The following is a 12423-nucleotide window of genomic DNA, read 5'->3' as shown; positions in this document are numbered from 1 at the left end:
ACGAAGGAAATAGCATGCAGGCGCCATCCCCCCACCGTTCGTCCTATGGCCGTCTTGCGCGGCGCTCGCTGGGGCTCGGTCTTCTTCTCGGTGCGGGGCTCGGCCCGCTTCTGCTGGCGGGCTGTGCGGCGCCGCCTCCGCCGCCTCCCAAGCCCATCGTCACCCCGGTGGTGCTGAGCCTCAAGGGTGGGGCCGACGTCAATCCGGATGCACGAGGCCGGGCCTCGCCGGTCACCGTGCGCGTGTATGCGCTGAAGAATTCGCAGGCCTTCGAGGCGGCCGACTTCTTCACCCTGTTCGAGAAGGACCAGGCCATCATGGCGGCCGATCTGGTGCAGAGGGAGGAAGTGCTGCTGCGCCCCGGCGACAGCCGCCGCATCGAGATGACGCTGCCGGCCGATGCCAAGGCGTTGGCCTTCATGGCCGCCTATCGCGACCTGGACCGCGCGCGCTGGCGCGAGGTGCGGCCGGTGGAGCCGGGCAAGCCGGTGAAGCTCGACGTGACCTTCGGCGCGCGCCAGATCCGCATCGAGCCCTCGGCGCCCTGAATCCAGAAGGGCGCGGGCCGCGCGAGACGCTCAGGGCGCGGGCCGCGGCGATGGCGGCAGGCCGGCCATCCGCGCCAGCAGGCCGGTGGTGAATGCGGCCTCTGGCCGCGACGCCGTGAAGAACAGGCCCTGCCAGTGGGGCAGCGGCGATGGCGGCGGGCCGTCGGCCAGCATGTCGAGCCACTGGCACAGGCCAGTGCGCAGGCCGCGCACCTGTTCGACGAACTCATGCAGGTCACGCCGCATCGGCAAGGGCGGCGCGTCGAGCAGCATGCCCAGCCGCAGTCCATGCAGCCGCTCCATCAGCGGCTCGAACACCGGTGCCAGCAGGTCCTCCGGACGCAGCGCGCGGCTGCCACCGGGATGGCGCATGCCCCAGGGCTGACCGAAGGCCTCCGGCGGCAGCATCGCCTCGAAGCTGGCATAGCCCCGCAGCGTCTGCAGTTGGGTGACGACCAGGTGCACCGGCAACGCGGTGCCCAGGCCGCCGCAGGCCTGATGGGCCAGGCGGGTGAGGCGGCCCAGCTGGATGGTGCGACCCGCGGTGTCGCGCAGCAGATCGGCGGCGGCGATGCACAGCACCAGCCCTTGCAGCGGCTGCGAAGGATGGTGGCGCGCCAGGGCCCGCAGGGCATGGGGCCACAGGCCCAGGCGTCGCGCACCGCCGTCGAGGCCGTCGATCGGAGGCAGCGTGAGACTGAGCAGGACGAGGCCGCCGACCTGCCGTGCTTCCCAGAATGCGGCGGCCGAAGCGTCCCCGTCCGGCGGGAGGGCCGCCAGTGCGCGGGGCGCCGCGTGCGCATCGCCGATGCCCAGCAGCGGGCTTGCGGCGCGGCGACCGGGCAGGGCGAGTTGGAGGGCGCGTACCTCGTCGCGGCCCGGTTGCTCGCGGGCGGGCAGGTGGCGGATCCAGTGCGCCAGCCTTCGGCTGCGCTGCCATTGATGGCGCCCCTCGCGCCGCCACCATGGCGCCAACAGCAGCAGCGCGCACAGCGCCAGCACCCCGAAGCCCAGGCAGGCCGGCATGGTCAGCCGTCCATGCCGGGACGCATCACGGCGCATGCCAGGGCCAGCGCCGCCATGGCTGCCGCGAAGACTGCGAAGCGCCAGGGTCGCGGTTCCCGGGATCGACGTGGCGCAACGGCGGGCGTGCCCGGCACCGTGGCCCAGGCGCCCCATGCGGAGGGCCGGATGGGGGCCAGCGGCAACTGGGCCGCATGCAGGGCCTTCAGCCGTGCCAGCATGCCCGCGTCGTGGTCGCGCTCGAAGTGGTACTGGCCGTGGAAGCCCATCGCCAGCGCGTACCAGTAGACCTCGCGCACCTGCGACTCGTGCGGGCCGAGGGCCGACAGGTGATGGAAGAACTCGGTGGCCGCCGTGGTGGAGTTGAAGAGCATCAGCTGCAACGGATCGCCCGGCGCATCCGGAAGCCCCGCCAGCACCTCGTCGAGCCAGGCGACGACTGCGAAGGCGGCCGATTCGACATGCGCCAGCAGGTGGCCGGCCTCCAGCGCCTGCGTACGGGCGTGCATCAGCTGCTGCTGGGCCAGGCGGGCGGCCTGCGCAGGGGCGGGCGCGGCCGCGTCCTGCGCCTGCAGGGCGAGCCCGAGCGAGAAGAGCGGCGCATAGAAGTCGAACAGGCGCGGCATGGGCCTTCTTGCACAACCCGTGGTCCGGATCGCATGTGCGGACCATCTTGGCGAGGTGCCCGCCGCGCGACCATAGGGCGACGGAGCTATGCCTTTCGGGCAGGGGCGGCGCCTTGCTGGCGGGGTGCTTAGGCGCTACGCTCTTTCTTTTCGCGCCTGCGAGGGCGGGCAGCGGCGGCGCAGTGCATCGTGGGCGCAGGCCTTGGCGAATGCGGCGCGCGCGCACATCTCCATCGAGCACGCCATGAGAATCCTGATCGCCGAAGACCACCGACTGGTCATCGAGGCCATGAAGGCCAAGCTGGCCGAACTGCAAGAAGGCGTCGCCTTCGTGGTGGCCACGACGGCGGCCGAGCTGTACTCGCTGTCCAGCGACGACATCGACCTGGCGCTGATCGACCTGAACATTCCCGGTGCCGAGCAGTACGCCCACATCGACACCCTGCGGCGGCGCCATCCCGCGGTGCCGGTGATCGTGGTGTCGGGCTACGAGGACCCGGCCATGATGCGCGCCGTGCTCGACCGGGGCGCGCTGGGCTTCATTCCCAAGGCCTATTCGCCCGATGTGATGCTGTCCGCGGTGCGCCTGGTGCTGGCCGGTGGTGTGTACGTGCCGCCCATGATGCTGTCGGCCCTGCCTGGCGGCCTGGCCCCGCATGCGGGCACCGAGCCGCTGGCGCGCGCGGCGCAGGCGCCCTCGTCGGCGCCGACGCTCGAGCATCTGCGCAACGTGCTGACCGAGCGGCAGGTCGAGGTGTTGCAACTGCTGTCGCAGGGCAAGCCCAACAAGCTCATCGGCCGCAGCCTGGGCATCAGCGAAGGCACCGTGAAGATCCACCTGGCGGCCATCTTCCGCGCGCTGAACGTGCGCAACCGCACCGAGGCGGTGGTGGCGGCGCAGTCCCTCACCGAAGCGTGAGGGCCGGGGCGGCCGGGCCGGGCGCTACAGTCGCAGCCCCGACACCGACCCCGCCTGCCGCCGTGACTGCCGCCTTCTTCGACCGCACCTCCCTCGACGCCGCCATCGTGGACCTCGACGGCACGATGGTGGACACCCTGGGCGACTTCGCCGCCGCGCTGGGCGGCATGCTGCAGGACCTGTCGCTGCCGAACATCGACGCGAGCGTCATCGGCACGCTGGTGGGCAAGGGCTCCGAGCACCTGATCCGCGCCGTGTTGCAGCAGGTGGGTGCGCCGTCGCCCGAGGCGCTGTACGACCATGCCTGGGCGCGCTACCAGCACCATTACCTCGCCATCAACGGCCAGCATTCGACGGTCTACCCCGGTGTGATCGAGGGCCTGGCGGCGCTGCGCGCGCAGGGCCTTCGCCTGGCCTGCCTCACCAACAAGCCGCTGGCCTTTGCGCGCCCGCTGCTGGCGGCCAAGGGGCTGGATGGCTTCTTCGACCATGTCTTCGGCGGTGACAGCTTCGCGCGCAAGAAGCCCGACCCGCTGCCGCTGTTGGGCACCTGCGAGGCCCTGGGCAGCGCGCCGGGCCGCACGCTGGCCATCGGCGATTCCAGCAACGACGCGCAGGCCGCCCGCGCGGCCGGCTGCCGCGTGGTGCTGGTGAGCTATGGCTACAACCACGGCCGACCCGTGCGCGATGTGCCGGCCGATGCGTATCTGGATTCGCTGGCGGACCTGCGCTTCGGCACCGGCGCCGCAGCCCACTGACAGGCGCATCCGCCAACGGTCGCTGTCCGCAGGCCCTCGGCTACACTCGCGCCCTCTCATGTTCATTCATCACGTCATCCAGACGGGGCAAGGCTGCCGGGGAGCCTGGCCCTGGCGCAAGCCAAAGACGTTGACCGCCTGATCGCGCGGCCCTCGCGGCTGCGCACGCCTGGCCCGGCCGATGCTTTCATCGGCGGGCACTTCCAGATCGAATGAACCGCCGCGTGGGCCACAGGAGCGCCCGCCGGCCAGGAGAAACCCCGTGATCACCGAACTTGAGTTCAAGAGCCTCAGCAGCCAGGGCTTCAACCGCATCCCGCTGATGACCGAGGCCTTCGCGGACCTCGAAACCCCGCTCTCCCTCTACCTCAAGCTGGCCCATGGCCATGGCGCCGCCGGCGGCGGGCGCCACAGCTTCCTGCTCGAATCCGTCGTCGGCGGCGAGCGCTTCGGCCGCTACAGCTTCATCGGCCTGCCCGCGCGCACGCTGCTGCGCGCCAGTGGCTTCGGCGACGAAGCCCGCACCGAGGTCGTCACCGACGGCCAGGTGGTGGAGACCGCCAGCGGCAACCCGCTGGACTTCATCGCGGCCTACCAGAAGCGCTTCAAGGTGGCGCTGCGGCCCGGTCTGCCGCGCTTCTGCGGCGGCCTGGCCGGCTACTTCGGCTACGACGCGGTGCGCTACATCGAGAAGAAGCTCGAGAAGACCTGCCCGCCGGACACCATCGGCTGCCCCGACATCCTCCTGCTGCAGTGCGAGGAGCTGGCCGTCATCGACAACCTGTCGGGCAAGCTCTACCTGATCGTCTACGCCGACCCGTCGCAGCCCGAGGCCTATGCCCGCGGCAAGCGCCGGCTGCGCGAGCTCAAGGAGTTGCTGCGCTATTCGGTGGCCGCGCCGCAGGTCAAGCCCACGCAGGCGCATCCGGCCGAGCGGCCCTTCGCCAAGGCCGATTACCTGGCGGCGGTGGAGCGCGCCAAGGAACTGATCGCCGCCGGCGACTTCATGCAGGTGCAGGTGGGCCAGCGCATCAGCAAGCGCTACACCGAGTCGCCACTCTCGCTGTACCGCGCGCTGCGTTCGCTCAACCCCAGTCCCTACATGTACTTCTACGACTTCGGCGACTTCCATGTCGTGGGGGCCTCGCCGGAGATCCTGGTGCGCCAGGAGCACGGGGGCGAGGGAGAACAGAAGATCACCATCCGCCCCCTGGCCGGCACCCGGCCGCGCGGCGCCTCGCTGGAACTGGACAAGGCGGCCGAGGTCGAGCTGGTCAACGATCCCAAGGAACGCGCGGAGCACGTCATGCTGATCGACCTGGCGCGCAACGACATCGGCCGCATCGCCAAGACCGGCAGTGTCAAGGTGACCGAGGCCTTCGCGGTCGAGCGCTACAGCCACGTGATGCACATCGTGAGCAATGTCGAGGGCACGCTGCTGGATGGCATGGGCGCCATCGACGTGTTCAAGGCCACCTTCCCGGCCGGCACGCTGACCGGCGCGCCCAAGGTGCATGCCATGGAGCTGATCGACCAGCTGGAGCCCACCAAGCGCGGCCTGTACGGCGGCGCCTGCGGCTACATCAGCTATGCCGGCGACATGGACCTGGCCATCGCCATCCGCACCGGCGTCATCAAGGACCAGGTGCTGCACGTGCAGGCCGCGGCCGGCGTGGTGGCCGATTCGGTGCCCGAGCTGGAATGGAAGGAAACCGAGGCCAAGGCCCGCGCGCTGCTGCGTGCGGCGGAGCTGGTGGAAGAAGGCCTGGAGTGAGCACCATGAAGCTGCTGATGATCGACAACTACGACTCCTTCACCTACAACCTGGTGCAGTACTTTGGCGAGCTGGGGGCCGAGGTGGAGACGGTGCGCAACGACGAGATCACGCTGGAAGGCATCGGCGAGCGCATCGCCGCCGGTGTGAGCAGGCTGGTGATCTCGCCCGGGCCCTGTTCGCCGGCCGAGGCGGGCGTATCGGTGCCGGCCATCCAGGCCTTTGCCGGCAAGCTGCCCATCCTGGGCGTGTGCCTGGGCCACCAGAGCATCGGTGCGGCCTTCGGCGGCAGGATCGTGCGGGCGCGCCAGCTGATGCACGGCAAGGTCAGCGAGATCACGACCACGCGCGAGGGCGTGTTTGCCGGCCTGCCCGAGCGTTTCACCGTCAACCGCTACCACTCGCTGGCCATCGAGGCCGACAGCTGCCCGGCGGTGCTGGCCGTCACGGCGCGCACCGACGACGGCGAGATCATGGGCGTGCGCCACACTGAACTGCCGCAGGCGGTGAGGATGGAGGGCGTGCAGTTCCATCCCGAGTCGATCCTGACCGAGCATGGCCATGCCATGCTGAAGAACTTCCTGGAGCCTGCCTGATGACCCGCACCGCCCCCATCGACCTGCGCAGCGACACCGTCACCCGACCCACGGCAGCGATGCGCCAGGCCATGGTGGCGGCGCCCGTGGGCGACGACGTCTTCGCCGACGACCCGACGGTCAACGCGCTGCAGGCCCGCATCGCGGAGCTGCTCGGCTTCGAGGCCGCGCTGTTCGTGCCCACCGGCACGCAGAGCAACCTGTGCGCGCTGCTGGCGCATTGCCAGCGCGGCGACGAGTACATCGTGGGCCAGATGCAGCATTGCTACCGCTGGGAAGGCGGCGGCGCTGCGGTTTTCGGCAGCATCCAGCCGCAGCCGCTGGAGCACCAGCCCGACGGCACGCTGGCGCTGGCCGACATCGAGGCAGCGATCAAGCCGGACGATGCGCACTTCGCGCGCACCCGGCTGCTGGCGCTGGAGAACACGCTGGGCGGCCGGCTGCTGCCCTTCGACTATGTGCAGCAGGCCACCGCACTGGCGCAATCGCGCGGCCTGTCGCGCCACCTCGACGGTGCCCGTCTCTTCAACGCCGCCGTCGCGCAGGCCCAGGCGACGGGCGGCGACGCACGCACCGAGGCGCGGCGCATCGCGCAGTGCTTCGACAGCGTCTCGGTGTGCTTCAGCAAGGGCCTGGGCGCGCCGGTGGGCTCGGCGCTGTGCGGCTCGCGCGAGTTCATCGCCCGCGCCCATCGCGTGCGCAAGATGGCCGGCGGCGGCATGCGCCAGGCCGGCATGCTGGCCGCGGCAGCCCTGCATGCGCTGGACCACCACATCGAGCGCCTGGCCGACGACCATGCGCTCGCAAAGCGCTTCGCCAACGGCCTCGCCGGCATTGCCGGCCTGAAGGTCGAGGCGCCGCACACCAACCTGGTGTTCGTCGACCTCGAAGGGCCGGCACGCGAGCGCGGCGCGGGACTGATGGACTTCCTCAAGTCGCGCGGCGTGCTGGCGACGGGCCTCTACCGGCTGCGCTTCGCCACCCACCTGGACGTGTATGCCGAGGGCGTGGACCAGGCCGTCGCGGCCATGAAGGACTACTTCCATGCCTGACCTGCCGCACCTGCTGGCCTTCGTGCTGGCCGGCCTGCTGCTGAACCTCACGCCGGGCGTGGACGTGTTCTACATCGTGGGCCATGCGCTGCGGCAGGGCTGGCGCGCGGGTGTGGTGGCGGCGCTGGGCATCACGGCCGGGTGCTGCGTGCACATCGTCGCCGCGGCCGTGGGCGTGAGCGCCATCGTGGCGACCTCGGCCACCGCCTTCACGGTGCTCAAGTGGGTGGGCGCGGCCTACCTCGTGTGGATCGGCGTGCAGATGTTGCGCCGGCCGGGCGCCCTGCAGGCCGGACTGGCCGCGCAGCAAAGCCCGCAGGCCGAGCCGCTGGCGCGCATCTTCCGCGGCGGCTTCCTGAACAACGTGCTCAACCCGAAGGTGGCGCTCTTCTTCCTAGCCTTCGTGCCGCAGTTCGTCGATCCGGCGGCGGCGCATCCGGGCGGGGTGTTCCTGCTGCTGGGCCTGCTCTTCAACTTCAATGCGCTGTGGGTGTGCATCGGCTGGGCGGCGCTCGCGGCCTGGCTGGCGCGTCGCCTGGAGCGCGCCGGTGCCATGCTGCGCTGGGCCGAGCGCGCCGCCGGCCTCATGGTGCTGGGCTTCGGGCTCAGGCTTGCCTTCAGCGACGCGCCTTCGCGCTGAACCTTCACCTTTTCCTTCTTCTTCCTTCCGACTTCGAGAAAGCAGACACCGCCATGCCCATCACGCTCCAGGAAGCCGTGCAGCGCACCATCGAGCATCGGGAGATCTTCCACGACGAGATGCTCCACATCATGCGCATGATCATGCGCGGCGAGGCCTCGCCCGTGATGACGGCGGCGCTCATCACCGGCCTGCGCGTCAAGAAGGAAACCATCGGCGAGATCACCGCCGCCGCGCAGGTGATGCGCGAGGTGGCGCTGCATGTGCCGGTGAAGAACCGCACCCACCTCGTCGACATCGTGGGCACCGGCGGCGACGGCGCGCACACCTTCAACATCTCGACCTGTTCCATGTTCGTGGCCGCGGCAGCGGGCGCCAAGGTGAGCAAGCATGGCGGGCGCAGCGTGAGCAGCAAGTCCGGCAGCGCCGATGTGTTGGAGTCGCTGGGCGTGCACATCAACCTGGGCCCCGAGCAGATCGCGCGCAGCATCGAGACGGTGGGCATCGGTTTCATGTTCGCGCCCAACCACCACCCCGCGATGAAGAACGTGGCGCCGGTGCGTCGCGAGCTGGGCATCAAGACCATCTTCAACATCCTCGGCCCGCTGACCAACCCGGCGGGCGCCACCAACATCCTGATGGGCGTTTTCCACCCGGACCTCGTAGGCATCCAGGTGCGGGCGCTGCAGCGCCTGGGCGCGGAGCACGCGCTGGTGGTCTACGGCCGCGACGGGCTGGACGAGATATCGCTCGGTGCCGCCACCATGGTGGGCGAACTCCGCAACGGCGAGATCCGCGAGTACGAGGTGCATCCCGAGGACTTCGGCCTGCGCATGGCGAGTCTTCGCTCCCTGCGTGTGCAGACGCCCGAGGAATCGAAATCGGTGCTGATGGGCGTGCTCGAAGGCGTGCACGGTGCGGCGCGCGACATCGTGCTGCTCAACGCAGGCGCGGCGCTCTATGCGGCCGATGTCTGTGAATCCATCGGCGCGGGCATCGAGCGCGCGCGCGAGGCCATCGACAACGGCGCAGCCAAGGCGCGCCTGGCGCAGATGGTCCAGTTCACCACGGCCGCCGCCACGGCCTGAAACCGAATCCAAGAGAGCCCGCACCCATGTCCGACATCCTCAACAAGATCGTGGCCGTCAAGCACGAGGAAGTGGCGGCCGCCCGCAAGCGCGTGCCGCTGGAGGCCATCCGCGCCGACGCCGAGAGCCGCGTGCTGACGCGCGACTTCGTGGGCGCACTGCGCCGCCGCATCGCCGCCGGCCAGGCGGGCGTGATCGCCGAGATCAAGAAGGCCAGCCCCAGCAAGGGCGTGATCCGCGAGGGCGAGTTCATTCCCGCCGACCTGGCCCAGAGCTATGCCCTGGGCGACGGCGAGATGGCCGCGGCCTGCCTGTCGGTGCTGACCGACCGCCAGTTCTTCCAGGGCAGCTCCGACTACCTGCGCCAGGCCCGTGCCTCCTGCGACCTGCCGGTGCTGCGCAAGGACTTCATGGTCGATGCCTGGCAGATCTACGAGTCGCGCGCGATGGGCGCCGACTGCATCCTGCTTATCGCCGCCTGCCTGGACGACGCGCAGATGCGCGACTTCGAGGCCATCGCCCTGGGTCTGGACATGGCGGTGCTGGTCGAGGTGCACGACGCCGCCGAGATGGAGCGGGCGCTGAAGCTGCGCACGCCGCTGGTGGGCGTCAACAACCGCAACCTGCGCAGCTTCGAGGTGTCGATCCAGACCACGCTGGACCTGAAGGCCATGGTGCCGGCAGAGCGCCTGCTGGTCACCGAATCGGGCATCGCGACGCGCGAGGACGTGCAGCAACTGCGCGAAGGCGGCGTGAACGCCTTCCTCGTCGGCGAGCGCTTCATGCGCGCGCCGGAGCCGGGCGAGGCGCTGGCCGAGCTGTTCGCCGCATGATCCGGGACGGCATGGCTCAGCCCGGCGCGGCCACGCAACTGCAGTCCGCCGATCCGGCCGATTGGCCCGTGGCCGGGGGCTGGCGGCCACTGGTCGAACGGTTCTTCGCCAGCGACAAGGGGCAGGGCCTGCTTGGCTTTCTGCAGCAGCGGCTGGATGCCGGCGCGGTGATCTTCCCGCCGCAGCCCTTGCGGGCGCTGGAGCTCACGCCGCCCGAGGCGGTTCGCGTGGTCATCCTGGGCCAGGACCCGTACCACGGCCGCGGGCAGGCCGAGGGCCTGGCCTTCTCCGTCGCACCGGGCGTGCGTCTGCCGCCTTCGCTGCGCAACATCTTCCAGGAGCTTCAGCGCGATCTGGGCACGCCGCCGCCAAAGTTTCCGAATCCCGGCGGCAGCCTGGTGCGCTGGGCGCAGCAGGGCGTGCTGCTGCTCAACACCTGCCTCACGGTGGAGGAAGGCCAGCCCGCCAGCCATGCCGGCCGCGGCTGGGAGGTGCTGACCGATGCGGTGATCCGCCACGTCGCCGACGGCGAGCGGCCGGTGGTGTTCATGCTGTGGGGGTCGCATGCCCAGAGCAAACGCAGCTTCATCGACGCCAAGCGGCACAAGCTGTTGATGGCCAACCATCCCTCGCCGCTTTCCGCGCTGCGGCCGCCTGTGCCTTTCATCGGCTGCGGGCATTTCGGTCAGGCGCGGGCATGGCGCGACACGCAGCATGCGGCGCCGCCCGCGGGCGACTGAGCGCTTTGCGGTAGCCGGCGCTCAGGCGCTGCGCAACTGCGGCAGCGTATCGGCCACTGGCTCGGTGGGCAGGGGCGCACCGGCCACGTAGTCGGCCTGGATGTCGATGGTGGTGCGGCGGCCGACGTCGTCGAGGTGACGGTCGAGCCAATCGAGCGCTGCGCGTCGGCCCCGCTCGAAAAGCAGCTCGATCATGGCGATGTCGGTGGACAGCTTGGTCGAGGAGGGCAGGGGATCTTCCAGCGCGCTGTCGATGTCGATGCGGTGCAGACGCAACTGGCGGAACTGCCGGCCTTCCTGCAGTCGGCCATCGGCCAGCAGCTGCTGCATGAAGTCGATGCTGCGCATCTGCGAGATCAGGCTGGCGTTGAAGGCCAGTTCGTCCACGCGCTGGGCGATCTCGTGCGGCGTGCGCGGGGTCTCGGCCCGGCGCAACGGGTTGAGCTGCACGAGGACGATGTCGGCGCTCTCGCAGTTCTCGATGAGCGGCAACAGGGCCGGATTGGCCGAGTAGCCGCCGTCCCAATAGGGCTCGCCGTCGATCTCCACCGCCTGGAACATGGTCGGCAGGCAGGCCGACGCCATCACGGCCGACAGCGTGAGCTGCGCGCCGTGGAAGATCTGGGCGCGCCCCGTGCGTACCTGGGTGGCCGAGACGAACACGCGTGGAGTGTCCAGGGCGGCCACTGCGTCGAAGTCGATTTCCTGGTCGAGCAGGGTGCGCAGCGGATTGATGCCAAGCGGGTTGAACTGGTAGGGCGACGCCCACGGATCGGTCGTCAGCGGGGGAAACGCCGGTGTCTGCCCGAACAGCATGCGCATGAACTGCGAGGCCAGCGCACCCGGTGCGCCGGCGCTCGATACGCGCCGCCAGACCCGCTCCAGCGTCTCACGGGCCGCCTGCCGAGCGGCGGCCCGCGTCGGATCCGCGGCGTCGTCCGCTGTTGCGAAGCCGTGCGCCAGTGCAACGGCATTGACGGCGCCGGCGCTCGCCCCGCTGATACCTTCCAGACCGAGCCGGCCGTCCTCGAGCAGCGCGTCCAGAACGCCCCAGGTGAAGGCCCCGTGCGAGCCTCCGCCCTGCAAGGCAAGGTTGACCCTGGGGCGACGGGAAGGAAGGGAAAGGGCGGCTGCAGTCATGAAGTCATTGTGCAGTGCAGCAAAAACCCTGCTGAGCGAATCTGGCGGGGTGCGCTGTCGTCCGAGACGCTGTACCACCGAAATTTTTTTCGCACGAACTCGCCACCTGCGATGGATGGTGCTATAGTCTGTGGTTCGCCGGAGAGGTGGCCGAGTGGTTAATGGCAGCAGACTGTAAATCTGCCGGTTTATACCTACGCTGGTTCGAATCCAGCCCTCTCCACCAGCGAATGATGAACGTTGCCGAGCGATTTTCGTGCGAGGCCGGTGCCGCCAAGTGGTGGTGCCAAGTGTCACGATGCGGGAGTAGTTCAATGGTAGAACCCCAGCCTTCCAAGCTGATGACGCGGGTTCGATTCCCGTCTCCCGCTCCACGCGGCTTCATCAAACGTTAGCGACGGTTTTCAAGTTGCCCTTGTGGCTCAGTGGTAGAGCACTCCCTTGGTAAGGGAGAGGTCGCGGGTCCGATTCCCGCCAAGGGCACCATCGATTGCAGGGATGGTGCGGCAGCCGGCTGCACAAGCCCATGTACATGTGGTCTAAGTTGTATTCGGAGTCCAGACAATGGCAAAAGGCAAGTTTGAACGCACCAAGCCGCACGTGAACGTGGGCACCATCGGTCACGTGGACCATGGCAAGACGACCCTGACGGCGGCCATCGCCACGGTGCTGTCGGCCAAGTTTGG

At 69.6% G+C, this 12423-nt stretch carries 14 protein-coding genes and 3 tRNA genes; 14 read left to right on the top strand and 3 right to left on the bottom strand.

From position 1 onward, the window contains the following. Positions 1-14 precede the first annotated feature (14 nt). A complete protein-coding gene (gene tssJ / locus BXA03_RS20935; RefSeq protein WP_076511138.1) occupies positions 15-548 on the top strand; it encodes a type VI secretion system lipoprotein TssJ in 534 nt (177 codons plus the stop codon). 30 nt (positions 549-578) lie between these two features. Here tssJ and BXA03_RS20930 read toward each other — a convergent pair whose 3' ends face one another. Beyond that, entirely contained in the window at positions 579-1574 is a 996-nt protein-coding gene (locus BXA03_RS20930) for a type VI secretion system protein (protein ID WP_076511137.1), read from the bottom strand. A gap of 2 nt (positions 1575-1576) precedes the next feature. Next, positions 1577-2197 carry a DotU family type IV/VI secretion system protein gene (locus tag BXA03_RS20925; protein ID WP_076511136.1) on the bottom strand — a complete coding sequence of 207 codons (621 nt, stop codon included), beginning with the start codon at positions 2195-2197 and terminating at the stop codon, positions 1577-1579. Between the two features lie 244 nt (positions 2198-2441). Between BXA03_RS20925 and BXA03_RS20920 the strand changes: the two genes are divergently transcribed. The 9 genes from BXA03_RS20920 (at position 2442) to BXA03_RS20880 (ending at position 10597) form a co-directional block, all read left to right on the top strand. Continuing rightward, positions 2442-3116 (top strand): LuxR C-terminal-related transcriptional regulator, encoded by a 675-nt coding sequence (locus BXA03_RS20920; RefSeq protein ID WP_076511241.1) that lies wholly within the window; start codon positions 2442-2444, stop codon positions 3114-3116. 62 nt (positions 3117-3178) lie between these two features. Continuing rightward, positions 3179-3874: a phosphoglycolate phosphatase gene (gene gph / locus BXA03_RS20915; protein WP_076511135.1), complete on the top strand. Its 696-nt coding sequence runs from the start codon at positions 3179-3181 to the stop codon at positions 3872-3874. A 262-nt stretch (positions 3875-4136) separates the two neighbouring features. Then, the gene (locus BXA03_RS20910; RefSeq protein ID WP_017760477.1) at positions 4137-5648 is read left to right on the top strand and encodes an anthranilate synthase component I family protein; all 1512 of its coding nucleotides are present in this window, start codon (positions 4137-4139) and stop codon (positions 5646-5648) included. A 5-nt stretch (positions 5649-5653) separates the two neighbouring features. Further along, complete coding sequence (locus BXA03_RS20905; protein ID WP_017760478.1) at positions 5654-6244, top strand: anthranilate synthase component II; 591 nt, start codon at positions 5654-5656, stop codon at positions 6242-6244. Then, positions 6244-7296, top strand: a complete 1053-nt coding sequence (ltaE, locus tag BXA03_RS20900) for a low-specificity L-threonine aldolase (RefSeq protein WP_076511134.1) — start codon at positions 6244-6246, stop codon at positions 7294-7296. Before BXA03_RS20905 ends, ltaE begins: the two co-directional genes overlap by 1 nt. Next, positions 7289-7936, top strand: a complete 648-nt coding sequence (locus tag BXA03_RS20895; RefSeq protein ID WP_076511133.1) for a LysE family translocator — start codon at positions 7289-7291, stop codon at positions 7934-7936. Before ltaE ends, BXA03_RS20895 begins: the two co-directional genes overlap by 8 nt. Before the next feature lie 53 nt (positions 7937-7989). Then, positions 7990-9024: an anthranilate phosphoribosyltransferase gene (gene trpD / locus BXA03_RS20890; protein WP_076511132.1), complete on the top strand. Its 1035-nt coding sequence runs from the start codon at positions 7990-7992 to the stop codon at positions 9022-9024. 26 nt (positions 9025-9050) lie between these two features. Then, positions 9051-9857 (top strand): indole-3-glycerol phosphate synthase TrpC, encoded by an 807-nt coding sequence (trpC, locus tag BXA03_RS20885; RefSeq protein WP_076511131.1) that lies wholly within the window; start codon positions 9051-9053, stop codon positions 9855-9857. Then, a complete protein-coding gene (locus tag BXA03_RS20880; protein WP_369822458.1) occupies positions 9854-10597 on the top strand; it encodes a uracil-DNA glycosylase in 744 nt (247 codons plus the stop codon). The genes trpC and BXA03_RS20880 overlap by 4 nt, the downstream gene beginning before the upstream one ends. Before the next feature lie 21 nt (positions 10598-10618). Here BXA03_RS20880 and BXA03_RS20875 read toward each other — a convergent pair whose 3' ends face one another. Continuing rightward, on the bottom strand, positions 10619-11737 hold the full coding sequence (locus BXA03_RS20875) for a patatin-like phospholipase family protein (RefSeq protein WP_083716221.1): 1119 nt from the start codon (positions 11735-11737) through the stop codon (positions 10619-10621). A 140-nt stretch (positions 11738-11877) separates the two neighbouring features. On the opposite strand from BXA03_RS20875, the gene BXA03_RS20870 reads away from it, so the two are divergent. The 4 genes from BXA03_RS20870 to BXA03_RS20855 form a co-directional block, all read left to right on the top strand. Next, a tRNA-Tyr gene (locus BXA03_RS20870) sits at positions 11878-11963 on the top strand. A gap of 74 nt (positions 11964-12037) precedes the next feature. Continuing rightward, positions 12038-12111 (top strand) — tRNA-Gly (locus BXA03_RS20865). Positions 12112-12148: 37 nt separating this feature from the next. After that, positions 12149-12223: transfer RNA gene (locus BXA03_RS20860), tRNA-Thr, on the top strand. Positions 12224-12301: 78 nt separating this feature from the next. Further along, on the top strand, positions 12302-12423 hold a 122-nt coding region (locus BXA03_RS20855; protein WP_229827326.1), incomplete at its 3' end, for a GTP-binding protein.

The sequence above is a fragment of the Pseudacidovorax sp. RU35E genome, assembly GCF_900156165.1.
In the GTDB taxonomy this organism is placed as follows: Bacteria; Pseudomonadota; Gammaproteobacteria; order Burkholderiales; family Burkholderiaceae_C; genus Xenophilus.
This window is presented reverse-complemented; position numbering and strand designations above follow the sequence as displayed.